The organism is Mycobacterium lentiflavum (assembly GCF_022374895.2).
Classification (GTDB): Bacteria; Actinomycetota; Actinomycetes; order Mycobacteriales; family Mycobacteriaceae; genus Mycobacterium; species Mycobacterium lentiflavum.
On the sequence record NZ_CP092423.2, the window covers coordinates 2,931,120 to 2,955,182 of the forward strand.

22 protein-coding genes and 1 riboswitch are annotated in these 24,063 nt (G+C 66.6%); of the genes, 18 read left to right on the top strand and 4 right to left on the bottom strand.

All coding sequences use genetic code 11. The features are described 5' to 3' along the window. Positions 1-1,200: an NAD(P)/FAD-dependent oxidoreductase gene (locus MJO58_RS13675; RefSeq protein ID WP_239723124.1), complete on the bottom strand. Its 1,200-nt coding sequence runs from the start codon at positions 1,198-1,200 to the stop codon at positions 1-3. A gap of 81 nt (positions 1,201-1,281) precedes the next feature. Here MJO58_RS13675 and MJO58_RS13680 point away from each other — a divergent pair, with 81 nt between their 5' ends. After that, positions 1,282-2,223, top strand: a complete 942-nt coding sequence (locus MJO58_RS13680) for a sterol desaturase family protein (protein WP_239723125.1) — start codon at positions 1,282-1,284, stop codon at positions 2,221-2,223. A gap of 119 nt (positions 2,224-2,342) precedes the next feature. Next, a complete protein-coding gene (locus MJO58_RS13685) occupies positions 2,343-3,023 on the top strand; it encodes an Rv1815 family serine proteinase (protein ID WP_239723126.1) in 681 nt (226 codons plus the stop codon). 4 nt (positions 3,024-3,027) lie between these two features. Here MJO58_RS13685 and MJO58_RS13690 read toward each other — a convergent pair whose 3' ends face one another. Then, entirely contained in the window at positions 3,028-3,471 is a 444-nt protein-coding gene (locus MJO58_RS13690; protein WP_239723127.1) for a nitroreductase/quinone reductase family protein, read from the bottom strand. A gap of 119 nt (positions 3,472-3,590) precedes the next feature. Between MJO58_RS13690 and MJO58_RS13695 the strand changes: the two genes are divergently transcribed. From MJO58_RS13695 to MJO58_RS13705, 3 genes are all read left to right on the top strand, one after another. Then, complete coding sequence (locus MJO58_RS13695; RefSeq protein WP_217493127.1) at positions 3,591-4,274, top strand: TetR/AcrR family transcriptional regulator; 684 nt, start codon at positions 3,591-3,593, stop codon at positions 4,272-4,274. Between the two features lie 123 nt (positions 4,275-4,397). Beyond that, entirely contained in the window at positions 4,398-4,898 is a 501-nt protein-coding gene (locus MJO58_RS13700; protein WP_239723128.1) for a VOC family protein, read from the top strand. A 49-nt stretch (positions 4,899-4,947) separates the two neighbouring features. Continuing rightward, positions 4,948-6,447: an FAD-binding protein gene (locus MJO58_RS13705; RefSeq protein WP_239723129.1), complete on the top strand. Its 1,500-nt coding sequence runs from the start codon at positions 4,948-4,950 to the stop codon at positions 6,445-6,447. Here MJO58_RS13705 and bacA read toward each other — a convergent pair. Continuing rightward, entirely contained in the window at positions 6,444-8,363 is a 1,920-nt protein-coding gene (gene bacA / locus MJO58_RS13710) for a vitamin B12 ABC transporter pemease/ATP-binding protein BacA (protein WP_239723274.1), read from the bottom strand. The two genes, MJO58_RS13705 and bacA, sit on opposite strands and share 4 nt — an antisense overlap. Before the next feature lie 94 nt (positions 8,364-8,457). On the opposite strand from bacA, the gene MJO58_RS13715 reads away from it, so the two are divergent. From MJO58_RS13715 to MJO58_RS13775, 13 genes are all read left to right on the top strand, one after another. Continuing rightward, positions 8,458-10,101, top strand: a complete 1,644-nt coding sequence (locus MJO58_RS13715; RefSeq protein ID WP_239723130.1) for an acetolactate synthase — start codon at positions 8,458-8,460, stop codon at positions 10,099-10,101. Between the two features lie 125 nt (positions 10,102-10,226). Then, on the top strand, positions 10,227-12,551 hold the full coding sequence (secA2, locus tag MJO58_RS13720; RefSeq protein ID WP_090602241.1) for an accessory Sec system translocase SecA2: 2,325 nt from the start codon (positions 10,227-10,229) through the stop codon (positions 12,549-12,551). A gap of 63 nt (positions 12,552-12,614) precedes the next feature. Continuing rightward, positions 12,615-13,205: a CDP-alcohol phosphatidyltransferase family protein gene (locus tag MJO58_RS13725; RefSeq protein WP_090602246.1), complete on the top strand. Its 591-nt coding sequence runs from the start codon at positions 12,615-12,617 to the stop codon at positions 13,203-13,205. Next, positions 13,198-14,121 carry a DUF881 domain-containing protein gene (locus MJO58_RS13730; RefSeq protein ID WP_090602248.1) on the top strand — a complete coding sequence of 308 codons (924 nt, stop codon included), beginning with the start codon at positions 13,198-13,200 and terminating at the stop codon, positions 14,119-14,121. The genes MJO58_RS13725 and MJO58_RS13730 overlap by 8 nt, the downstream gene beginning before the upstream one ends. Positions 14,122-14,137: 16 nt before the next feature. Next, positions 14,138-14,470: a small basic family protein gene (locus MJO58_RS13735; RefSeq protein ID WP_036469126.1), complete on the top strand. Its 333-nt coding sequence runs from the start codon at positions 14,138-14,140 to the stop codon at positions 14,468-14,470. Positions 14,471-14,475: 5 nt separating this feature from the next. Next, on the top strand, positions 14,476-15,351 hold the full coding sequence (locus MJO58_RS13740; RefSeq protein WP_239723131.1) for a DUF881 domain-containing protein: 876 nt from the start codon (positions 14,476-14,478) through the stop codon (positions 15,349-15,351). A 24-nt stretch (positions 15,352-15,375) separates the two neighbouring features. Beyond that, positions 15,376-15,774, top strand: a complete 399-nt coding sequence (gene gcvH, locus MJO58_RS13745) for a glycine cleavage system protein GcvH (protein WP_090602253.1) — start codon at positions 15,376-15,378, stop codon at positions 15,772-15,774. A 167-nt stretch (positions 15,775-15,941) separates the two neighbouring features. After that, positions 15,942-16,415 (top strand): glycogen accumulation regulator GarA, encoded by a 474-nt coding sequence (gene garA / locus MJO58_RS13750; RefSeq protein ID WP_420845424.1) that lies wholly within the window; start codon positions 15,942-15,944, stop codon positions 16,413-16,415. Continuing rightward, on the top strand, positions 16,415-17,161 hold the full coding sequence (gene ftsR, locus MJO58_RS13755) for a transcriptional regulator FtsR (RefSeq protein ID WP_090602258.1): 747 nt from the start codon (positions 16,415-16,417) through the stop codon (positions 17,159-17,161). The genes garA and ftsR overlap by 1 nt, the downstream gene beginning before the upstream one ends. A 117-nt stretch (positions 17,162-17,278) precedes the next feature. Further along, the gene (locus MJO58_RS13760; RefSeq protein ID WP_036469133.1) at positions 17,279-17,773 is read left to right on the top strand and encodes a bifunctional nuclease family protein; all 495 of its coding nucleotides are present in this window, start codon (positions 17,279-17,281) and stop codon (positions 17,771-17,773) included. A 248-nt stretch (positions 17,774-18,021) separates the two neighbouring features. Next, positions 18,022-18,654, top strand: coding sequence for a MerR family transcriptional regulator (locus tag MJO58_RS13765; RefSeq protein WP_217493128.1), 633 nt, complete (start codon positions 18,022-18,024; stop codon positions 18,652-18,654). A gap of 84 nt (positions 18,655-18,738) precedes the next feature. Beyond that, positions 18,739-18,836: riboswitch (glycine riboswitch) on the top strand. A gap of 156 nt (positions 18,837-18,992) precedes the next feature. Further along, positions 18,993-21,818 (top strand): aminomethyl-transferring glycine dehydrogenase, encoded by a 2,826-nt coding sequence (gcvP, locus tag MJO58_RS13770; RefSeq protein ID WP_239723275.1) that lies wholly within the window; start codon positions 18,993-18,995, stop codon positions 21,816-21,818. Between the two features lie 54 nt (positions 21,819-21,872). Beyond that, positions 21,873-23,153 (top strand): DUF222 domain-containing protein, encoded by a 1,281-nt coding sequence (locus MJO58_RS13775; RefSeq protein ID WP_239719756.1) that lies wholly within the window; start codon positions 21,873-21,875, stop codon positions 23,151-23,153. A gap of 12 nt (positions 23,154-23,165) precedes the next feature. Here MJO58_RS13775 and MJO58_RS13780 read toward each other — a convergent pair whose 3' ends face one another. Next, positions 23,166-24,038, bottom strand: coding sequence for a haloalkane dehalogenase (locus MJO58_RS13780; protein WP_090602270.1), 873 nt, complete (start codon positions 24,036-24,038; stop codon positions 23,166-23,168). Between the last annotated feature and the right edge of the window lie 25 nt (positions 24,039-24,063).

A 24,063-nucleotide genomic window follows, 5' to 3' on the forward strand; every position in this document is an offset into this window, starting at 1 on the left:
CTACGGGCGCGCCTGCAACTCCGGTGCGGCCGCGGCCAACAGCTCGGCGCGGATGCCGGTCAGTGGGGGATAGATCCGCTTGGAATTGATGGTCTGCTTGGTCGTCTTGGCGTCCGCGCCCGTGGCTACCACCACGCGGTCCCACCCTTCGGTGTAGACGGCGCCAGCCGGTCCGAGATCGAGAACCGTTACATACCAAGGGATTCGAAGGGCACGCATCGGCTCGCCGAACAGGTCACTGATAACGTTGTAGCCGGCATAACGGCCCATCGGCCGCCCATGCTGACACGACATCACCGACAGGTGTTCGTCGTCCATGCGGGCGGCCGCCACATCACCGGCGGCGAAGACCGACCCGACCCCGATCACCCGCAGATAATCGTCGACGGGTACCCGGCCCGAGCGGTCGCGTTCGACCGGCAGTTGTTCGGTCAGCGAGCTCGCCCGCATCCCGGCACACCACACCACCGTGGCCGCCTCCAGCTGCTCACCCGAGGACAGCGTCACGCCGTTGCGGCTGACAACGTCGACACCAACTCCGGTCCTTGTCTCAATCCCGTTGTCCAACAGCGCTTTTTGAATCACCGGCCGTGCCGAAGCTCCCATGTCGGAGCCGACCAGTGGATTTCGGTCGACGAGAATCACCCGGGGGTCTCCGGAGAGCAACGCGCGCAACCGGTTCGGCAGCTCGCATGCCGTTTCGATGCCGGTCAGCCCGGCGCCGACCACGACGACGGTCGACGTCGCGGGCGCCGGCGCACGGTCGGCGAGCCGTTGCAGATGCCGTTGCAGCTCGACTGCGCCGTCATAGGTGTCGACGTCAAAACCGAACTCCTGCAGCCCCGGCACCGCGGGTCTGAGCACCCGGCTACCCGACGCCAGCACCAGCCGGTCGTAGCCGTAGGTCGCACCATCGGCCGTGCGGACCGTGCGCGTGCCGGCGTCGATCGCGGTCACCTCGGTCGCGGTGTGGGCCACGCCGGCGGGATCCAAAAGCTCGGCCAGCGGGATGCGGCAGGCGCTCAAGTCGGCCTCGTAGTTGCGGACCCGGATGTCATGGAACGGCGTAGCGCTGAGCACAGTGACGTCGACGGTCCCCGCCGGCACCGCGAGCTCGTCGAGTCGCCGAGCGGCGCCCAGCGCTGCCCACAATCCCGCAAATCCGGAGCCGATGATCAGCACCGCCAGCTTGTCTGCCATCAGCCACAGTCTGGACTGTCCGACGGCGCGAGCAACAGATCGGGCCGGTGACCGCCGTGTGCGAGGCCGTAATCTGTCTGTGTGAGCGCGATCACCGGGTTCTTAGCCGTACTGCCCCCGCAGCTGCGGGACCCGGTGCTGTTCGCGATTCCGTTCTTCCTGGTGCTGCTGATTCTCGAGTGGACCGCGGCGCGCAAGCTCGAACGGCTCGAGGCCGCCGCCGAGGATCCCCGGCCGGCGTCGGGCGCGTATTTGACCCGCGATTCGTGGGCCAGCATTTCGATGGGCCTGGTTTCGATCGCGACTACCGCCGGTTGGAAGACTCTGGCCCTACTCGGGTATGCCGCGATTTATGCCTACCTGGCGCCGTGGCACCTGCGGGTGGACCAGTGGTACACCTGGGTCATTGCGATCGTCGGCGTCGACCTGCTGTACTACGCCTACCACCGCATCGCGCACCGGGTGCGGCTGATCTGGGCCACTCACCAGGCGCATCACTCCAGCCAATACTTCAACTTCGCGACCGCGCTTCGCCAGAAGTGGAATAACAGCGGCGAGATCCTGATGTGGATTCCGCTGCCGCTGTTGGGGATTCCACCCTGGATGGTGTTCTTCGCGTTCTCGATCAATTTGATCTACCAGTACTGGGTGCACACCGAGCGGATCGGCAAGCTCGCGCGACCGATCGAGTTCGTTTTCAATACGCCGTCACACCATCGCGTGCACCACGGCATGGACAAGGTGTACCTCGACAAGAATTACGGCGGCATCTTCATCCTCTGGGACCGCCTGTTCGGCAGCTTCCAGGCTGAGCTGTTCCGCCCGCATTACGGGCTCACCAAGCAGGTGGACACCTTTAACATCTGGAACCTGCAGACCCGCGAATACGTCGCGATCGCGCGCGACTGGCGCTCGGCGAACCGGCTGCGCGACCGGCTGGGTTACGTATTCGGACCGCCGGGCTGGACTCCGCGCCCGGCCGCCGCAGTCGACGAGTCCGTGCGGCTGGCGACGTCCTCGTAATCGATGTCGCTGTAACGCCAGCCCCGGCTGGCGCGAAAAGGTCGATGACGAAACAGTAACGACGTAATCTCAACTTGTGGTCGGAGCACCCGCCGGCCTTGACGGAACGGAGTCCGTCCATGGTGTATCGCATGGCACTTCGCGTACTCGCCGCGGCGATTGCGGCCGTGGCCTGTACACCCGGCTCGCCGGCAGCCACGGCACACGCCGACCCGGTGGTGGTGTCGCCGGGCATGGAGATCCTGCAGGACAACCGGCTGTGCACCCTGGGCTACGTCGATCAGGCCGCGAGAATCGCCTATACCGCCGGGCATTGCCGCAGCACCGGAAATATCGTCACCGACAGAAACCGCAACCCGATCGGCCATCTCGCGACTTTCCGCGACGACACCCCAAGCGGCTCGACCGTCGCCGTCGACCAGGCCATCAGCGACTACGAAGTGATCGCGCTGGATCCCAACATTCCGCTGAACAACATGCTGCCGGGCGGACGGCCGCTGGTGTCGAGCCCGAACGTAGCGCTGCAGCCCGGGCAGGCGGTCTGCCACTTCGGCGTCTCCACCGGCGAAACCTGCGGGACCGTCGAGGCGGTGAACAACGGCTGGTTCACCATGTCCCACGGTGTCCAGAGCCATCCGGGCGACTCCGGCGGACCGGTGTACTTGGCCTCGGCCGCCGGTCCGGGGCAGATCGTCGGGATCTTCAACAGCATGTGGGGCGACTTTCCCGCGGCGGTATCGTGGCGGGCCACCTCCGAACAGGTTCACCAGGACATGGCGGGGCAGCTCAACGGCGGCTAGCGTGTCACTGCGACCCGAGTACGAAGACGGGTATGGACGGGGCGCCTGCGCGGAACTCTTCCTCGCTGGAATCCGGCGTCAGGCCGCCCACATAACCCTTGACCTGCCAGTACCACCTGTCTAGATACCGCTTCAGCACCGCGGGCTTAGCCGCGTCCTCGACCTCGGCAGCCGTCAGGTGTTTGCGCCGCCACCGCGGCCCCACCTCGACGGCACCGGCGGCACGCACGTTGCGTGCCCACTGGGTATTGCCTCGCGGCGAAACGAGATAATCCACGCCGTCGATGGTCAACAGGTTGATCACCACCGCACGCGGCTTTCCCGATGTGCGCCCCCGGACGCGCAGCGCCCGGGTGCCCGCGATGCTGACCCCGAGTTCGGCGAGCCATCGAATCACGGCGTTACCGGCGCGGGCGACACGGGTGGGTTCTTCGTAGCGGGTGGACATGGAGGATCCTCTCGGCCGGCCTGGAAAATTCTGAGAGCAGTGCTCTCCGCTTGGTCACGATGACACAACACCGATCGAAAATCAAGAGCGGTGTTCTCGGTTTGTGCAAGACTGACGACGTGGGCAAACGCCAGGAGTCACGGGAACAGATCGAGGCGCGCATCGTCGAGCTGGGCCGGCGGCACCTGGTCGACCGCGGCGCGGCCGGGCTGTCACTCCGCGCGATAGCTCGCGACCTGGGCATGGTCTCCTCGGCGGTGTACCGGTATGTGTCCAGTCGAGACGAACTGCTCACCCTACTGCTCATCGACGCCTACTCCGACCTGGCCGACGCGGTGGACCGAGCCCGCGACACCGCGGACGAAGTGTGGAGTGACGACGTCGTCGCGATCGCCCGGGCGGCGCGGCGCTGGGCCGTGGCGCACCCCGCCCAGTGGGCCCTGCTGTACGGCAGCCCGGTCCCCGGTTATCACGCTCCGGCGGAACGCACCGTCGGAGTCGGCACCCGCGTGGTGGGAGCCATCTTCGACGCCATCGCCGCCGGGATCACCACCGGCGACATCCGGCTGACCAATACCGTTGTCCCGCAACCGATGTCGTCGGACTTCGACCGAATCAGGCAAGAGTTCAGCTTTCCCGGCGACGACGCCGTCATCGCCAAGTGCTTCTTGTTCTGGGCCGGGGTGCTGGGCGCCATCAGCCTCGAGGTGTTCGGACAATACGGCGCCGACACCCTGACCGATCCGGAAGCCGTGTTCAACACCCAGCTCGCACTGCTGGTGGACATGCTCGTCCAGCACTGACCCGCGGTTTGGGCCGGAATTAGAACGTGTTCACCCCGCGTCTCAGGGTGCCCAGCGCCGGATCACGGCAAAGAATCTCTGGGCCTTTCTCGGGGCCGATCGACTGGGCTATCCTGCCAAACGATGACGCTTGCAGTTCAATCACCGATACAGATCGCCTGGGTCACCCAAAATCTGGATGCCACCGAAACGGCTCTCACCGGCCTGTTAGGCGCCCGGAAGTGGGTGCGGATACCCGACGTGCACTTTGCTCCGGACAGCTGTAGCTACCGTGGCAAGCCGGCCGACTTCGTCGCCCACATTTCCTTGAGCTATCTCGGCGACATGCAGCTGGAGCTCATCGAACCGGTCAGTGGGGAGAACATCTATAGTGAATTTCTTCGTGACTCCGGGCCAGGTTTGCACCACATCTGCGTGGCGGCCGAAACCCCCGAGCGATTCGACGCGGCACTGGCCGACGCCGCCAATCACGGCGCCGCGGTGGTGCAGCAGGGCGTGATGCCCGGCGGAATCCAATTCGCGTACGTCGCAGCGCCACAGGCGGGCGTGCCGTACGTGGAGATCGCGTACATCTCGCCCGAGATGAGGGCGTTTTACGACTACATCAAACAGGAGCAAGGGTGAGCTGCGCCGACGACGATGCAGAGCGCCGCGATGAAGAGGAGTGGCGCCAATGAGCACCGAGATTCCAGCAACGGTCAAGGCGGACACAGTGACGTCGTGGTCGGACGACGTCGACGTGCTGGTGATCGGCTTCGGCATCGGCGGTGGCTGCGCCGCGGTGAGTGCGGCGGCCGACGGCGCGCGGGTGCTGGTCTTGGAGCGCGCTGCCGCCGCGGGCGGAACCTCCTCCATGGCCGGCGGTCACTTCTACCTGGGCGGTGGCACCGCGGTTCAGCAGGCCACCGGGCAGGACGACACCCCCGAGGAGATGTACAAGTACCTCGTCGCGGTGTCGCGCGAGCCGGATCTCGAGAAGATTCGGGTGTACTCCGACGACAGCGTCGAGCACTTCGATTGGCTGGAGGACCTTGGCTTCCAGTTCGAGCGCAGCTACTACCCGGGCAAGGTGGTCGTCCCACCGGGGACCGAGGGGCTGAGCTACACCGGCAACGAAAAGGTATGGCCCTTCTGCGAGCAGGCCAAGCCCGCGCCGCGCGGGCACTCGGTACCGGTGCCCGGCGAGTTGGGTGGCGCGGCGATGGTGATCGACCTCCTGGTCAAGCGCGCCGCTGACTTGGGAGTGCAGGTGCGCTACGAGACCGGGGCGACCAACCTCGTCGTCGACGACCACGGTGCGGTGGTCGGCGTCGCCTGGAAGCACTTCACCGAAACCGGTGCGATCAAAGCAAAGTCGGTCATCATTGCCGCCGGCGGATTTGCGATGAACCCGGAGATGGTCGCCCAGTACACTCCCGCACTGGCCCAGGAACGGAAAACCAAGCATCACGGCACGGTGGCGCCCTACATCCTGGGCAACCCCAACGACGACGGACTGGGCATTCGGATGGGCGTCTCGGCCGGCGGAGTCGCCAAGAACATGGACGACTTGTTCATCACCGCGGCGGCGTACCCGCCCGCTATTCTGCTGACCGGTGTGATCGTCAACAAGGACGGCAAGCGCTTCGTCACCGAGGACTCCTACCACTCGCGCACCTCGGCATTCGTCCTCGAGCAGCCGGAGCAGACCGCCTACCTGATCGTCGACGAGGCGCACACCGAGATGCCCGAAATGCCACTGATCAAATTCATCGACGGCTACGAGACCATCGCCGAATTGGAGGACGCGCTGGGCATTCCGACCGGCAACCTGGCGGCGACCCTGGACCGCTACAACGAGTTCGCGGCCAAGGGCGAGGACCCGGATTTTCACAAGCAACCGGAATACCTTGCGGCGCAAGACAATGGGCCGTGGGCGGTGTTCGATCTGTCGCTGGGCCGGGCGATGTACTCGGGGTTCACGATGGGCGGCCTGGCCACGTCGGTGGACGGTCAGGTGTTGCGTGAAGACGGCACACCGGTGCCGGGGCTCTACGCGGTCGCGGCGTGTGCCTCCAACATCGCCCAAGACGGCAAGGGCTACGCCAGCGGCACCCAGCTGGGCGAGGGCTCGTTCTTCGGCCGCCGCGCCGGAACGCACGCCGCCCAGCAGGCCGTGGGCGCGCAGCGCTAGACCGTCACGGGCTCCTGGCCGACCGGCCCGAGCTGCCAGCGGCCGCCGCCGAGCAATTGCAGCTCTTGTTCGTGATGCTGCTCGACGGTGTTGCGATGGCTGACGCTGACCACGACGCACTCCGGAAGTTCGTTGCGCAGTAGTTGATAGAGCGCGAATTCCAGTCCCTCGTCGAGCGCGGAGGTGGCCTCGTCGAGGAAGACGGCGCGCGGCTTGGTGAGCAGAATCCGGGCGAAGGCAACACGCTGCTGCTCACCCGGCGACAGCACCTTGGCCCAGTCCTGCTCTTCGTCGAGCCGTTGGATCAGCGGGGCCAGCGCCACCTTGGTCAGCACCTCGTGCAGCTCGCCGTCGCTGATGTCATCCGGCGAGTTCGGGTAGCACACCACGCCGCGCAGACTGCCCAGCGGCACGTACGGCAACTGCGAGAGGAACATCGTCGCGTTGTCGCCGTCCGGGCGGCACAGTGTTCCCGAGGCGTACGGCCACAATTCGGCCAGACTGCGCAGCAGCGTGGTCTTGCCCGCGCCGGAACGCCCGGTGATCACCAGCGTGTCGCCGGTATCGAGCTCGATGTCGAGCGAGTCGATCAGCTGATCTCCCGCCGGGGTGCGGACCTCGATCCCGGCCAGCTCGACCGCCTTGTCCTGGCTCGGTTTGACCAGCACCGCCGGCAGCGCGCGGCCCTGGGCGTTGGCGTCGACCAATCCGTGCAACCGGATGATGGCCGCGCGGAACGAGGCGAACGCGTCGTAGTTGTTCCGGAAGAACGACAGCGAGTCGTGAATGTTGCCGAATGCCGTTGCGGTCTGGCCGACATCGCCGAAGTTGATCTTGCCGGAGAACAACCGCGGTGCCTGGATGATCCACGGCAGCGGGACGATCGCCTGCGATACCGACCAGTTCCAGCCGTTGAAGATGATGGTCCGGCGGACGAACTTGCGGTAGTTGTCGATGATCGGCGTGAAGCGCTGCCACAGTTGCGCCCGCTCGGCCCGCTCGCCGCGGTAGAAGCCGACCGCTTCGGCGGCGTCGCGCAGCCGCACCAGGGCATAGCGGAACGCGGCGTTGAGTTTCTCGTTGTTGAAGCTGAGCCAAATCAGTGGCCGCCCAAGCCAAATCGCGACAACCGTCGCGATCAGCACATAGACCAGCACGGTCCAGAACATGGCCCGTGGCAACGTGATACCGAACAGGGTCAGGTCCCCGGACAGGTTCCACAGGATGGCGGCGAACGAGATCACCGAAGCGACCGCGTTGACGGCCCCGAACAGCAAGGTGCCGCCTGTGCCGTTGGACGGGTTGTTAGGGGTTCCACCGGCATTCGCGGTGAAGATGTCGATGTCCTGCTGGATACGCTGGTCGGGGTTGTCAATCGTGTTGTCGATGAACAGATCCCGGTAATAGGCCTTGCCGTCCAGCCAGTCGTCGGTCAGGTGCGCGGTCAACCACATGCGCCACGCGATCATGAACCGCTGGGTGATGTAGATGTCGAGCATGAATCGGATGACGTAGAGCGTGGCCAGCACGCTGAAAATCAGCAGCGACATGTAAAAGCCGTGAATACCAGACTGTTTGACGGTGTCGTCGCCGGCAGCCGTGCCCTGGACCGCGATCTGCACCGACGTGTACAGGTCGTTGCCCTGGTAGCTGAGCAGCACGGTCAGCCGCACCGCAAGCAGCACCGAGAGCAGCAGCACCCCGAGTACCAGCCACACCTTGACGCTGGCCGGGCCGACGAAATACCCCCGGGTGATCCGCCAGAACTGCCGGCCCCAGGGCGTGAAGAACCTGAACACCGTCAGCACGACGATCAGACATACTGCGCCGACCGCCCAGGCGATGGCGACCCATTGCAACGAGTCCACAAGTGCCGACGACCAGTCGATGGATGGCTTGAATAGCGTGGGACCCAACTTCGACGTCTCCTTGCTATCGAGGCATCTGGAGGAGCCTCGTGGCGAATGCTTCCCCGCGAAGGTACCCGAGACCGGCGGATAGGCTGCCAGGATGAGCATCGACGCTCCGTCAAGCCAGATTGTCCATGCGGGCCGATTGATCGCCCGGCGCCTGCGGGCCAGCGGTATCGACACCGTCTTCACGTTGTCGGGCGGTCACCTGTTCTCCCTCTACGACGGCTGCCGTGACGAGGACATTCGACTCATCGACACCCGCCACGAGCAGACTGCGGCGTTCGCCGCCGAGGGTTGGTCGAAGGTGACCAGGGTGCCCGGCGTGGCTGCCCTGACCGCAGGGCCCGGAATCACCAACGGCATGAGCGCGATGGCCGCCGCGCAGCAAAACCAGTCGCCGTTGGTGGTGCTCGGCGGACGCGCGCCCGCCCAGCGCTGGGGTATGGGTTCGCTGCAGGAGATCGACCACGTGCCGTTCGTGGCCCCGCTGGCCCGCTTCGCGGCCACCGCGCAGTCCGCGCAAGACGCGGGCCTGCTGGTCGACGAGGCACTGCGCGCCGCGGTCGGCGCGCCATCGGGGGTGGGATTCGTCGACTTTCCGATGGATCACGTGTTCGCCGTCTCCGAGGACGACGGCCGTCCCGGTGCGCTGACCGTGCCGCCACCGTCGCCGGCTCCCGACGGCAACGCGCTGGACCGGGCCGCGCACCTGCTGGCGGGTGCGCGGCGGCCAGTGATCATGGCCGGCACCAACGTGTGGTGGGGACACGCCGAGGCCGCGCTGCTTGGGCTGGCCGAGCAGCGGCGGATCCCGGTGCTGATGAACGGGATGGCCCGCGGCGTCGTGCCCGCCGATCACCCGTTGGCGTTCTCGCGGGCGCGCGCCAAGGCGCTGGGCGAAGCGGATGTCGCCCTTGTCGTCGGGGTGCCGATGGACTTTCGGCTCGGCTTCGGCAAGGTGTTCGGACCGGAAACCCAGCTCGTCGTCGCGGATCGGGCCGAACCCGATCGGGAGCATCCGCGGCCGATCGCGGCGGGCCTGTACGGCGATCTGACGGCCATTCTCTCGGCGCTGTCCGGGCGCGCCGGCGCCGAGCCCGGCGACTGGATCGCCGCGCTGCGGTCGGCCGAGACCGCGGCCCGTGATCAGGAGACCGCCGACCTGGGCGACGACCGCATCCCGCTGCACCCGATGCGGGTCTACGCCGAACTGGCGCCGATGCTCGACCGTGACGCCATCGTGGTCATCGACGCCGGTGACTTCGGCTCCTACGCCGGCCGGGTGATCGACAGCTATCAGCCCGGCTGCTGGCTGGACAGTGGCCCGTTCGGCTGCCTGGGCTCGGGCCCCGGCTACGCCCTGGCCGCCAAGCTGGCCCACCCCGAGCGTCAGGTCGTGTTGCTACAGGGCGACGGCGCCTTCGGTTTCAGCGGCATGGAGTGGGACACCCTAGTGCGCCACCAGGTTCCGGTCGTATCGGTGATCGGCAACAACGGCATCTGGGCGCTGGAAAAGCATCCGATGGAGGCGATCTACGGCTACTCGGTGGTGGCAGAGCTGCGTCCGGGCACCCGCTACGACGAGGTGGTGCGCGCCCTGGGCGGCCACGGTGAGCTGGTCTCGGCGCCCGTCGAGCTGCGCCCCGCGCTGGAGCGCGCGTTCGCCAGCGGCCTGCCCGCGGTCGTCAACGTGCTCACCGACCCGAGCATCGCGTACCCGCGCCGATCAAACCTGGCCTGATTGGTCGGCTTGCCCCCTCGCCGCTGCGCGGCTGGGAGGTACCCCCACCGCACTCCGCGTCGCGGAGCTCGTCGTCGCCGACCGGCCTAGCCGGAGCTGTGCTGGTCACCGCGTACCGTTGATCTGTGCCAAAGACCACCCGCACCCAACCGGGCCGCCTGAGCAGCAGATTTTGGAAGCTGCTCGGCGCCAGTACGGAAAAGAACCGCTCGCGCTCGCTCTCGCAGGTCAGCGACTCCTCGGAATACGACGAGAAGGCCGCCGGCCTGTCCGACGAGCGGTTGCGCAAGGCCACCGGGTTGCTCAACCTCGACGATCTCGCCGACTCCGAGGACATCTCGCAGTTCCTGGCGATCGCGCGGGAAGCCGCGGAGCGGTCAACGGGCTTGCGGCCGTTCGACGTTCAGCTGCTGGGCGCGCTGCGCATGCTCGATGGAGACGTGATCGAGATGGCGACCGGTGAGGGCAAAACACTGGCGGGCGCGATCGCGGCCGCCGGATACGCGATCGCCGGCCGACACGTCCACGTGGTGACCATCAACGACTATCTGGCCCGCCGGGACGCGGAATGGATGGGCCCGCTGATCGAGGCGATGGGACTGACGGTGGGCTGGATCACCGCCGAGTCGACGAGCGAGGAACGCCGCGCGGCCTACGACTGCGACGTCACCTACGCCTCGGTCAACGAGATCGGGTTCGACGTTCTGCGGGATCAGCTGGTAACCGACGTCGACGACCTGGTGTCGCCGAATCCCGATGTGGCCCTTATCGATGAGGCCGATTCGGTGCTCGTCGACGAGGCGCTGGTACCGCTGGTGCTGGCCGGCACCACGCACCGCGAAACGCCGCGGCTCGAGATCATCAAACTGGTCGGCGAGCTCGCCCCGGGCACCGATTACGACACCGACTCCGACAGTCGCAACGTGCACCTCACCGACGTCGGCGCACGCAAGGTCGAAAAGGCGCTCGGCGGGATCGACCTGTACTCCGAGGAGCATGTCGCCACCACGCTCACCGAGGTAAACGTCGCACTGCACGCGCACGTGCTGCTGCAGCGCGACGTGCACTACATCGTCCGCGACGACGCGGTGCACCTGATCAACGCCGCGCGCGGCCGCATCGCGCAACTGCAGCGCTGGCCGGACGGCCTGCAGGCCGCCGTCGAGGCCAAGGAGGGCATCGAGACCACCGAGACCGGCGAGGTGCTCGACACCATCACCGTGCAGGCGCTGATCAACCGCTACACGACGGTGTGCGGCATGACCGGGACCGCGCTGGCCGCCGGTGAGCAGCTGCGCCAGTTCTACAAGCTCGGCGTGTCACCAATTCCCCCGAACGAGCCCAACATTCGTGAGGACGAGCCCGACCGGGTGTACATCACCGCCGCGGCCAAGAACGACGCGATCGTCGAGCACATCGCCCAGGTGCACGAGACCGGACAGCCGATCCTGGTCGGCACCCGCGATGTCGCCGAGTCCGAGGAGCTGCACGAGCAGCTGGTCCGCCGCGGCGTGGCGGCGGTGGTGCTCAACGCCAAGAACGACGCCGAGGAAGCCGAGGTGATCGCGGAGGCCGGAAAGTACGGCGTCGTCACGGTGTCCACTCAAATGGCGGGGCGCGGCACCGATATCCGCCTCGGCGGATCTGATGAAGCCGACCACGAGCGGGTCGCCGAGTTGGGCGGGCTGCACGTGGTCGGCACCGGCCGCCATCACACCGAGCGACTGGACAACCAGTTGCGCGGGCGCGCGGGCCGTCAGGGTGACCCCGGCTCGTCGGTGTTCTTCTCCAGTTGGGAGGACGACGTCGTGGTGGCCAACCTCGACCGCAACAAGTTGCCGGAGCAGACCGACGAGGACGGCCGGATCGTCAGCCCCAAGGCGGCCGGGCTGCTCGACCATGCCCAGCGAGTCGCCGAGGGCCGGATGCTGGACGTGCACGCCAATACCTGGCGTTATAACCAGCTGATCGCCCAGCAGCGCGCTATTATCGTGGACCGCCGAAATACCTTGCTGCGCACCGCAACTGCGCGCGAAGAGCTCGCCGAACTGGCCCCGAAGCGGTACCAGGAGCTGTCGGAGGAAATCTCGGAAGAACGCCTCGAGACGATCTGCCGGCAGATCATGCTCTATCACCTCGACCGCGGCTGGGCCGATCACCTGGCCTATCTGGCCGACATCCGCGAGAGCATTCACCTGCGCGCGCTGGGCCGGCAGAACCCGCTCGACGAATTCCACCGCATGGCGGTCGACGCGTTCGCGTCGCTGGCCGCCGACGCGATCGAAGCGGCTCAGCAGACGTTCGAAACGGCCAACGTCCTCGAGGCAGAGCCGGGCCTGGATCTGTCCAAGCTGGCCCGACCGACGTCGACGTGGACCTACATGGTCAACGACAACCCGTTGTCCGACGACACGTTGTCCACCCTGAGCCTGCCCGGGGTATTCCGCTAGACGGCGTCGCGTGGCTCGTCCCGCGGTGCGGACCACATCGTCACCGAGCTAATGTCACGCCTCATGGAGCCGGTTCCGCCAGACCGGGTGCTGACAGTGCCCAACCTGCTGAGCGCGCTGCGCCTGGTGCTCATCCCGGTGTTCATCTACGTACTGTTGGTCGCCCACGCCAACGGCTGGGCGGTGGCCATCCTGATGTTCAGCGGCGCCTCCGACTGGGCCGACGGCAAGATCGCCCGCACGCTGAATCAATCGTCGCGGCTGGGTGTGCTGCTGGACCCGGCGGTCGACCGGCTCTATATGGTGACCGTGCCCGTCGTGCTGGCGGTGAGCGGCATCGTGCCGTGGTGGTTCGTCATCACCCTGATCGCGCGCGACGCGCTGCTGGCGGCCACGCTGCCGCTGCTGCGCAGTCGCGGGCTGTCGGCGCTGCCGGTGACCTACTTCGGCAAGGCCGCGACGTTCGCTTTGATGTCCGGCTTCCCGCTCGTGCTGTTGGGCACCTGGGACGCGTTGTGGAGCCGGGTGATCGGCGCCTGCGGTTGGGGCTTTCTGATCTGGGGAATGTACGCCTACCTGTGGTCATTCGTCCTGTACGCCGTGCAGATGGTCCTGGTGATGCGGCGCATGCCCAAGGTCGATGCGCATGGCTGAACCGGATCGCCTGCTCGGCGGCTACGACCCCAACGCGGGCCGTAGCGCGCACGCCGCCGCGCGCCCCACGCTGATCCCGGTGCCCTCGCTGTTGCGCGCGCTGCTGTCGGAGCATCTGGATCCCGGTTACGCCGCGGCCGCCGAACGGCGCGCCGGACAGGGCACACCGCAGAGTGGGCGCACGCGCGTGTTCGGCTGGCTCTGGCAAGCCCTGGCGGCGATGCTCGTCGCCACGGTCTTCGCGGCCGCGGTCGCACAAGCCCGTTCGGTCGAACCGGGTGTGCGCACGGCTCAGCAGCTGCTGGCACGCAGCGTGCGATCGATCGAAGAATCCGACACGAAATTGGCTCAGCAGCGCAGCGTGCTGTCGAGCAAGGTCGACGACGTGCAACGGCTCGCGCTGGCCGACGACGCCGAGGGCCAGCGGCTGCTGAGCCGACTGGACCGGCTCAGTCTGGCGGCGGCCAGCACGGCGATCATCGGTCCCGGCCTGACCGTGAAAGTGACCGATCCCGGGGCCAGCCCGAACCTGTCCGACGTGTCCAAGCAGCGCGTGAACGGGAGCCGGCAAATCATCCTCGACCGCGATCTGCAGCTCGTGGTCAACTCGTTGTGGGCCAGCGGCGCCGAGGCGATCTCGATCGGCGGGGTGCGCATCGGGCCGAATGTGACGATCCGCCAGGCCGGGGGAGCGATCCTGGTCGACAACAACCCCACCAGCAGCCCGTACACGATCCTGGCGGTGGGGCCGCCGAACGGGATGCGCGACGTCTTCGAGAACAGCCCCGGATTGCAGCGTCTGAGGCTGCTGGAGGTCTCCTACGGTGTCGGCATCACGGTGAACGTCTCCGACGGTCTGTCGCTGCCGGCCGGATCGGTCCGGGAAGTCAAGTTCGCCAAACAGATTGGGCCCTAGTGAGAAAAGTCCTCGGATGATCGGTATCGCGGCGCTTGTGGTCGGCATCGTGTTGGGCCTGGTTTTCCATCCCGCCGTGCCCGAGGTCGTCCAGCCGTATCTGCCCATCGCAGTGGTCGCCGCGCTCGACGCGGTCTTCGGCGGTCTGCGGGCCTACCTGGAGCGAATCTTCGACCCAAAGGTCTTCGTGATTTCGTTCGTGTTCAACGTCTTTGTCGCGGCGCTGATCGTTTACGTCGGCGACCAGTTGGGCGTGGGCACGCAGTTGTCCACGGCCATCATCGTCGTGTTGGGCATCCGGATCTTCGGCAATGCCGCCGCGTTGCGGCGCCGGCTGTTCGGGGCGTAATGGAAATGAGCCAGGATCAGCCCGACGGCGTGGCCGACGAAAGTCGCGACGCGCCAACCAGACACGACGATCCCAAGCCTGGGGCCGACGATGCCGCGCAGCGCGGTCGCCACGAATTACCCGCGCACCGCCCGCGCCCCGAGATCGGGGCAGTAGGCCGGACCGGGTTGTCCGGGAGGCTGCGCAGCGGGCGGTCGCGGCTGATATTCGGAACGCTGGCGATCCTGCTCTGTCTGGTGCTGGGCGTCGCGATCGTCACCCAGGTTCGCCAGACCCGGTCGGGTGACTCGCTGGACACCGCGCGCCCCGCAGATCTGCTGGTGCTGCTGGATTCGTTGCGGCAGCGCGAGGGCACGTTGAACGGCGAAGTCAACGAGCTGCAGAACACGCTGAATTCGTTGCAGGCGTCCGGCAACACTGACCAGGCCGCGATCCAGAGCGCCCAGGCCCGGCTGGCCGCGCTGTCCATCCTGGTGGGCGCCGTCGGCGCGACCGGACCCGGCGTCACCATCACGATCGATGATCCCGGTCCAGGGATATCACCGGAAGTAATGCTCGACGTGATCAATGAGTTGCGCGCCGCCGGAGCCGAGGCGATCGAGGTCAACGGCGGACACCAGTCGGTGCGGGTAGGTGTCGACACCTGGGTGGTCGGCACACCCGGTGCGCTGACCATCGACACCAAGGCGCTGTCGCCGCCGTATTCGATTCTGGCGATTGGCGATCCGCCCACGCTGGCCGCAGCGATGAACATTCCCGGCGGTGCCGAGGACAGCATCAAGCGAGTGGGCGGAAAGATGTCCGTGCAGCAGGGCGACCGCATCGACGTGACCACCTTGCGGCAACCAAAACCGCACCAATACGCTCAGCCCGTCAAGTGAGACACCGAAAAGAACAGGATTGCCGTGAGCGATATCCCACCCGATCTGCACTACACCGCCGAACATGAGTGGGTTCGCCGGAGCGGTGACGACACCGTGCGGGTCGGCATCACCGACTTCGCGCAATCGGCGCTGGGCGACGTGGTTTTCGTCCAGCTGCCCGATGTCGGCACCGAGGTGAGCGCGGGCGAATCCTTTGGCGAAGTGGAGTCGACGAAATCCGTGTCGGATCTGTACGCGCCGCTGTCCGGCAAGGTGACCGCCGTCAACGGCGAACTGGAAGGCGACCCGCAGCTGGTTAACTCCGACCCGTACGGTGCCGGCTGGCTGCTGGACATTCAGGTCTCGGACGTCTCGGAGTTGGAGTCCGCCGTTTCCGCGCTGCTCGATGCCGAGGCCTACCGCGGCACATTGACCGAGTGACGGTTGCTAATGTCCCTGCCACGGGGGCCAAACGATCGGATGGCGATCCTGCCGGTGGCTAGCGCATTCGGAACCACCGCGCGGTACGGTCAACCTAGTGGGAAGCCGGCCGAACGGCCCGGTCAGACAACGCCACAGCGGCCAGTGAGGAGCAGCGCGTGACGGATATGGACTCAGGACGTCAGGAAGACCAGACTTCTGACGAAGTCACCGTGGAGACAACTTCGGTCTTCCGCGCCGACTTCCTCAACGAACTGGACGCGCCCGCCCACTCGGGAACCGAGAGCACGGTCTCCGGGGTCGAAGGACTTCCGGCGGGCTCGGCGTTGCTGGTCGTCAAGCGCGGGCCCAACGCTGGATCGCGCTTCCTGCTCGACCAGGCCATCACGTCGGCCGGACGGCACCCCGACAGCGACATATTCCTCGACGACGTGACGGTGAGCCGCCGCCACGCCGAATTCAGGTTGGAAAACAACGAATTCCACGTGGTCGATGTGGGTAGCCTCAACGGCACGTACGTCAATCGTGAGCCGGTGGACTCGGCAGTGCTGGCGAACGGTGACGAAGTACAGATCGGCAAGTTCCGCTTGGTGTTCCTGACCGGACCCAAAGGTGACGACGACGGAGGATCCGGAGGCTAGTGAGCGCACCCGATAGCTCGGCTCTTGCCGGGATGTCGATTGGGGCGGTCTTGGACCTGTTGAGGCCGGATTTCCCCGATGTCACGATTTCCAAGATTCGGTTCTTGGAAGCTGAAGGACTGGTGACGCCGCAACGCGCCGCGTCGGGATACCGCAGATTCACCGCTTACGACTGTGCGCGACTGCGCTTCATTCTCACCGCGCAGCGCGATCACTACCTGCCGCTGAAGGTGATCCGGGCCCAGCTCGACGCCCAGCCCGACGGCGAGCTGCCGCCGTTCGGATCGCCTTATGGCGTACCACGATTGGTTTCGGTGAGCGACGGCGATGCCGACCCCGAAACCGGACCCGACGCGGCCGCGGTGGCACCTACCCGCGTCCGGTTGAGTCGAGAAGACCTCCTCGAACGCGCGGGTGTGGACGAAGACCTGCTGACTTCGCTGCTCAAAGCGGGCGTTATCACCACCGGGCCGGGCGGATTCTTCGACGAGCACGCCGTGGTGATCTTGCAGTGCGCACGGGCGCTGTCCGAGTACGGCGTCGAGCCACGGCACCTGCGTGCGTTCCGCTCGGCGGCGGACCGCCAGTCCGATCTGATCGCCCAGATCGCGGGGCCCCTCATCAAAGCCGACAAGGCCGGCGCCCGCGATCGCGCCGACGATCTGGCGCGTGAGGTTGCCGCGCTCGCAATTACTTTGCACACGTCGCTGATCAAGTCCGCCGTTCGCGACGTTCTGCGACGCTGAGGACTAGACTTCCCTCAACAGCTTGGCGTCCCACGACACGGAGAGGAATGGTGCCCCACCGGGTCGTCGCGCCGAGTGAAAGTCGGACACGGCGGCATGTGCGGAGGGCAGACACAAATGGGTGAAGTTCGTGTTGTCGGCATTCGCGTCGAGCAGCCGCAGAACCAGCCGGTGCTGTTGTTGCGCGAGGCCAACGGAGACCGCTACCTGCCGATTTGGATCGGGCAGTCCGAAGCGGCCGCCATTGCACTCGAACAACAAGGCGTCGAGCCGCCCCGCCCGCTCACGCATGACCTGATTCGCGATCTCATTGCAGCACTTGGGCATTCACTCAAAGAGGTCCGGATCGTCGATCTGCAGGAAGGCACTTTCTACGCCGACCTCGTCTTCGACCGCAACATCACCGTGTCGGCACGCCCGTCGGACTCGGTGGCGATAGCGCTTCGCGTCGGAGTCCCGATCTACGTCGAGGAGGCCGTTCTGGCCCAGGCGGGCCTGCTAATCCCGGACGAGAGCGACGAGGAATCCAACACCGCTGTTCGCGAAGACGAGGTGGAGAAATTCAAGGAGTTTCTCGACAGCGTGTCGCCCGACGATTTCAAGGCCACCTAGGCCGGAAACCCCGGGTTAAGGTGGGTACCGACATCACGGATCCGTCTCATCTGACACTGTTATGTCGACACGCCTGACGGATAGCGCGGCCCTTGCCCTTATGGCCCCCATACTTTGAGGACAAGTTAAGGCACGGGAGCGATTGGACAGCGTAAGCTCTCTAACACTCGGGCCTTGGCTAACGCGGCTGTAAAGGCAGCCAGTGGATGCAGCTAGTGACTAGAGCGCGATCGGCGAGAGGATTCACTGTGAGCGACCAGCCACGTCAAGAACAGCTGGACCTTGCTGACCAAGCGGACGCCGCAACCAATGGTGAACCTAGCGTCACCGTGGCCCCCGGCCCCGTGCAGCCCGGCCTGTTTCCTGACGATTCGGTGCCCGACGAGCTCGTCGGCTACCGGGGGCCAAGCGCCTGCCAGATCGCCGGAATCACCTACCGGCAGCTGGACTACTGGGCACGCACCTCGTTGGTGGTGCCGTCGATTCGCAGTGCGGCCGGTTCCGGCAGCCAGCGGCTGTACTCCTTCAAGGACATCCTGGTTCTCAAGATCGTCAAGCGGCTGCTGGACACCGGCATTTCGCTGCACAACATCCGCGTCGCCGTCGACCATCTGCGTCAGCGTGGCGTCGAGGATCTAGCCAACATCACGCTGTTCTCGGACGGCACCACCGTTTACGAGTGCACATCGGCCGAAGAGGTCGTCGACCTGCTGCAGGGCGGTCAGGGCGTGTTCGGCATCGCCGTCTCGGGCGCCATGCGGGAGCTGACCGGCGTCATCGCCGACTTCCCGGGTGAGCGTGCCGACGGGGGCGAGTCGATTGCCGCGCCCGAGGACGAGCTGGCCTCGCGGCGCAAGCATCGCGACCGCAAAATCGGATAGCAACCCACTGTTGGTCGTCTCGCCATGCATTGTTGGGCTAATTCGTGTACCGAGCTTCACTCACGGGTAAACTAGTCGTTGCATCACGCCCGCGCGGGAGAGTTCTGTGGCAGCCAGCCATGGACGCCGAAGGAGCAACACCTCTCCGTCAACCTCTCAGGCACCCGGACCGCGTCACGGTGAAGATGCCTCTGGAAAGCGGTGCCGCCTCGAGCGGTCCACCCGCCGATGGGGAAAGGCGCTTGGGGGGACTACGCGCCGAATCTCTCAGGCGCCCATGACTGGGTAAGGACAGAGGGAGAGGGCCGATAGTCCCTCTGCCGATGTCAGGAGTACCCGTGGTCGACAAATCCAGTTTCGCCGCCCGTCATATTGGGCCGGATGCCCAGGCCATCGAGGCCATGCTCGACGCGATCGGGGTCGGCTCGCTTGACGAGCTGGCGTCCCAGGCCGTACCGGCCGGCATTTTCGACAAACTCTCCGACAGCGGCCTCGCGCCGGGTCTGAGCGCGCTGCCGCCTGCCTCCAGCGAGGCCGAGGCGCTGGCCGAATTACGGGCGCTGGCCGACACCAACACGGTCGCGGTGTCGATGATCGGGCAGGGTTATTACGACACTCTCACCCCGCCGGTGTTGCTGCGCAACATCATGGAGAACCCCGCTTGGTACACGGCCTACACGCCGTACCAACCGGAGATCAGCCAGGGCCGGTTGGAAGCGCTGCTGAACTTCCAGACCATGGTCGCCGATCTGACGGGGCTCGAGATCGCCAACGCCTCGATGCTCGACGAAGGCACGGCCGCCGCCGAGGCCATGACCCTGATGCACCGGGCGTCGCGCGCCAAGACCAACCGGCTTGCCGTCGACGCCGACGTCTTCGCGCAGACCGCTGCCGTGCTGGCCACTCGCGCTCAGCCGTTGGGGATCGAGATCGTCACCGCTGATCTGCGTGACGGCCTGCCGGACGGCGACTTCTTCGGTGTCATCACCCAACTGCCCGGCGCCAGCGGCCGGATCACCAATTGGTCCGCACTGGTCGCCGAGGCTCACGAGCGGGGCGCGCTGGTCGCGATCGGCGCCGACCTGCTGGCGTGCACGTTGATCACCCCGCCGGGCGAGACCGGAGCCGACATCGCGTTCGGTAGCACTCAAAGATTCGGTGTGCCAATGGGATTCGGCGGCCCGCACGCCGGGTATCTGGCGGTGCACACCGCGCACGCACGTCAGCTGCCGGGCCGACTGGTCGGCGTCTCGGTCGACAACGACGGCTCACCGGCCTACCGTCTGGCCTTGCAGACCCGCGAACAGCACATCCGCCGCGACAAGGCGACCAGCAACATCTGTACCGCCCAGGTACTGCTGGCCGTGATGGCCGCGATGTACGCCAGTTACCACGGCGCCGCCGGCCTGACCGCTATCGCCCGCCGGGTGCACGGCTGCGCCCAATCCATCGCCGCCGCACTGGGTGAAGCACTGGTGCACGAGAGGTACTTCGACACGGTGCTCGCCCGAGTGCCGGGACGCGCGGACGAAGTGCTGGCCAAGGCCAAGGCCAGGGGCATCAACCTCTGGCGCGTCGACGCCGATCATGTGTCGGTGTCCTGCGACGAGGCCACCACCGACGCCCACGTGGCGATCGTCCTGGACGCCTTCGGGGTGTCGCCCGCCGACCCTTCCGGCACCGATATCGCCACGCGCACGTCGGAATTCCTCACCCATCCCGCCTTCACGCAGTACCACACCGAGACGGCGATGATGCGCTACCTGCGCACCCTTGCCGACAAGGACATCGCCTTGGACCGCAGCATGATTCCGCTCGGCTCGTGCACGATGAAGCTCAATGCCGCCGCCGAAATGGAGTCGATCACCTGGCCGGAGTTTTCCCGGCTGCACCCGTTCGCTCCCGCCGCCGACACCCCCGGAATGCGCCGGCTGATCAGCGACCTGGAGACCTGGCTGGTGCACATCACCGGCTACGACGCGGTTTCCCTGCAACCGAACGCCGGGTCGCAGGGGGAGTACGCCGGCCTGTTGGCGATCCACGACTATCACGCCAGCCGCGGCGAAGCGCAGCGCGACGTGTGCCTGATTCCGTCCAGCGCGCACGGCACCAACGCGGCGTCCGCTGCCCTGGCTGGTATGCGGGTGGTCGTCGTCGGCTGCCACGACAACGGGGACGTCAACCTCGACGATCTGCGCGCCAAGATCGGCGACCATGCCGATCGGCTGTCGGCGCTGATGATCACCTACCCGTCCACGCACGGGGTGTACGAGCATGACATCGCCGAGATCTGCGCGGCCGTGCACGACGCCGGCGGCCAGGTGTACGTCGACGGCGCCAACCTCAACGCGCTGGTCGGCCTGGCCCGGCCGGGCAAGTTCGGCGGCGATGTGAGCCACCTGAACCTGCACAAGACGTTCTGCATCCCGCACGGTGGCGGTGGCCCCGGTGTGGGTCCGGTCGCCGCGCGTGCGCATCTGGCGCCGTTCCTGCCGGGCCACCCGCACGCACCCGAACTGCCCGAGGGACACCCGGTGTCGTCCGCCCCGTACGGATCGGCGTCGATCCTGCCGATCAGCTGGGCCTACATCCGGATGATGGGCGCCGACGGACTGCGGGCGGCGTCGCTGACCGCGATTGCCTCGGCCAACTACATCGCCCGCCGGCTCGATGAGTACTTCCCGGTGCTTTACACCGGCGAGAACGGCATGGTCGCCCACGAGTGCATCCTGGATCTGCGCGGCATCACCAAAGCCACCGGCGTGACCGTCGACGACGTGGCAAAGCGCCTGGCGGACTACGGTTTTCACGCGCCGACCATGAGCTTCCCGGTGGCCGGCACGCTGATGGTGGAGCCCACCGAGAGCGAGGACCTCAATGAGGTTGACGCGTTCTGCGACGCCATGATCGCCATCCGCGCTGAGATCGATCGCGTCCGTTCGGGGGAGTGGCCCGCCGACGACAATCCGCTGCGGGGCGCGCCGCACACCGCCGAGTGCCTGCTGGTCTCCGACTGGGATCACCCGTACACGCGCGAGGAGGCCGCCTACCCGCTGGGCAAGGGCTTCCGGCCCAAGGTGTGGCCGCCGGTGCGCCGCATCGACGGCGCCTACGGGGACCGCAATCTCATGTGCTCGTGCCCGCCGATCGACACGTACTCCTGAGCTGACGCTTGCCCGCACCGGTCGTTGTCGGTGGCAACCGCTAAACTCGAACATATGTTCGATAAACTTGCGGTGCTCGATCCGCTGGCCGACCAATCGGCGTTGATCGAGCGCATCGCGGAACTGGAAAGGATCAAGTCCGCGGCCGCGGCGGGCCAGGCCCGGGCAGCGGCCGCACTGGACGCGGCGCGCCGGGCAGCCGAAGCGGCCCTCGGAATGCCCGCGGCGCAGCGTGGGCGCGGGGTGGCCAGCGAGATCGCACTCGCGCGCCGGGATTCGCCGGCCCGCGGCGGCCGGCATCTCGGCCTCGCCAAAGCCCTCGTGCACGAGATGCCTCATACTCTGGCGGCACTCGAAGGCGGCGCACTCTCGGAGTGGCGGGCCACCCTGATCGTGCGCGAAAGCGCCTGCCTGGACGTCGAGGGCCGTCGCACTTTGGATGCCGAAATGTGCGCCGACGCGGCCGGCCTGGACGGAATGGGCGATGCGCGAGTTGCCGCCACCGCCAAGGCGATCGCCTACCGCCTGGACCCACATGCCGTCGTCGAACGGGCCGCCAGGGCAGAGAACGAGCGCACCGTCAGCATCCGGCCGGCACCCGACACGATGACCTATCTGACCGCGTTATTGCCAGTGGCCCAAGGGGTTTCGGTGTACGCGGCACTGCGCCGCGAAGCCGACACGCGCGGTGACGGACGCTCGCGCGGACAAGTGATGGCCGACACCCTCGTCGAACGGGTCACCGGCCGTGACGCGGCGGTCCCCATGCCGATAGCGGTCAACCTCGTCCTCTCCGACGAAACGCTGCTGGGCGATGGCAGCACCCCGGCCGACATCTGCGGCTACGGTCCCGTTCCGGCCGCGGTCGGCCGCACGATGGTCTCTAAGGCCGTCGCCGACCGGCGGTCCCGAGCGACGCTGCGAAGGCTCTATGCTCATCCGCGCTCCGGTGCGCTGGTGGCGATGGAGTCGCGGGCGCGGGTCTTCCCGCGCGGTCTGGCCAACTTCATCGAGCTGCGCGATCAACGTTGTCGCACGCCCTACTGCGATGCGCCGATCCGGCATCGTGACCATGCGCAACCATGGGCCGCGGCCGGAGCGACCACCGCAGCCAACGGTCTCGGCTTGTGCGAGCGGTGCAACTACGCCAAGGAAGCCGACGGCTGGCGGGTCACCACCAGTATCGACGACACCCACACCCACACCCACACAGCCGACTTCACCACGCCAACGGGACAGACCTACCGGTCGTCGGCCCCACCGCGGGCACCCACTATCACGGTCAGCGACATCGAAGTGCGAGTCGGCATCGCACTGGCTAAGCATGCCGCCTAGATTTGCAGCCGTTCAGCCGAAGCACCTGATGATCGCCGAGGCGATCTCCTCGGGCGCATCCTCCTGGATGAAGTGCTTGGCCGTGGGCAGCTCGACCAGCATGTGATCGGGGAACGTCGCCCGTATCCGCGGGATGGTCGGACCAGGCCGGAACGCGAAGTCTTTCATGCCCCACACCAGCAGCGTCGGCTTGGCGCCGAGCTTGGCCGGCACCTCGCGGCTCAGCCGTTCCAGCAGCGGGCGCGCGGCCAACAGCTCCTTGGGCATCTCGGCCACCCCTAAGCGTGCGGCCGGGCTGGGCTGCACGCCGCGGTAGTGGTCCATCACCGCGGTTCCAGGCCGTTGCGCGGTGCCCGCGGGAATCAATCGCTCCACGAAGAAGTTGCGCTGCAGGATCGCTTTCTGCATCGGGGGGCTGGACATCACGCGCGAAAAGATCTTGGTCGTCAGCACGTCGATCGGCCAGAACCAGGTGTTGCCCAACACGACACCGCGCACCCGCTCGGCACGCTGGACCGCGATCGCCATGCTGATCGGTCCGCCCCAGTCCTGACCCATCGTCAGATAGCCGTCCAGCCCAAGATGATCCACGAACTCGCCGATCACCTGGGCATGCTGGTCGATCTTGTACCCGAATCCGGGCGGACGATCCGACAGCCCGAACCCCAGATAATCCGGCGCTATGCAACGGAATTGGCCACGAAGGGCGGTGATGATGTCACGGTACAGAAAGCTCCATGTCGGGTTACCGTGGCACAGCAGCAGCGGCGGGCCGGTTCCTTCGTCGACGTAGTGGATGCGCCCCCGCGAGCTGTCGAACCAGCGCGACTCGAACGGATACAACCGCGGATCCGGAGTGAATTCCGGCTTGAACTCCTGATTCATGACCCGCCCTTCTCGTTCAACCCTG

Bases quoted from the DNA above. Each gene is read 5' to 3' on its own strand.
- MJO58_RS13675 (WP_239723124.1), bottom strand. From the start codon at position 1,200: ATGGCAGACAAGCTGGCGGTGCTGATCATCGGCTCCGGATTTGCGGGA.
- MJO58_RS13685 (WP_239723126.1), top strand. From the start codon at position 2,343: ATGGTGTATCGCATGGCACTTCGCGTACTCGCCGCGGCGATTGCGGCC.
- MJO58_RS13690 (WP_239723127.1), bottom strand. From the start codon at position 3,471: ATGTCCACCCGCTACGAAGAACCCACCCGTGTCGCCCGCGCCGGTAAC.
- MJO58_RS13700 (WP_239723128.1), top strand. From the start codon at position 4,398: ATGACGCTTGCAGTTCAATCACCGATACAGATCGCCTGGGTCACCCAA.
- MJO58_RS13705 (WP_239723129.1), top strand. From the start codon at position 4,948: ATGAGCACCGAGATTCCAGCAACGGTCAAGGCGGACACAGTGACGTCG.
- MJO58_RS13715 (WP_239723130.1), top strand. From the start codon at position 8,458: ATGAGCATCGACGCTCCGTCAAGCCAGATTGTCCATGCGGGCCGATTG.
- MJO58_RS13725 (WP_090602246.1), top strand. From the start codon at position 12,615: ATGGAGCCGGTTCCGCCAGACCGGGTGCTGACAGTGCCCAACCTGCTG.
- MJO58_RS13730 (WP_090602248.1), top strand. From the start codon at position 13,198: ATGGCTGAACCGGATCGCCTGCTCGGCGGCTACGACCCCAACGCGGGC.
- MJO58_RS13735 (WP_036469126.1), top strand. From the start codon at position 14,138: ATGATCGGTATCGCGGCGCTTGTGGTCGGCATCGTGTTGGGCCTGGTT.
- MJO58_RS13740 (WP_239723131.1), top strand. From the start codon at position 14,476: ATGAGCCAGGATCAGCCCGACGGCGTGGCCGACGAAAGTCGCGACGCG.
- garA (WP_420845424.1), top strand. From the start codon at position 15,942: ATGGACTCAGGACGTCAGGAAGACCAGACTTCTGACGAAGTCACCGTG.
- MJO58_RS13760 (WP_036469133.1), top strand. From the start codon at position 17,279: ATGGGTGAAGTTCGTGTTGTCGGCATTCGCGTCGAGCAGCCGCAGAAC.
- MJO58_RS13775 (WP_239719756.1), top strand. From the start codon at position 21,873: ATGTTCGATAAACTTGCGGTGCTCGATCCGCTGGCCGACCAATCGGCG.
- MJO58_RS13780 (WP_090602270.1), bottom strand. From the start codon at position 24,038: ATGAATCAGGAGTTCAAGCCGGAATTCACTCCGGATCCGCGGTTGTAT.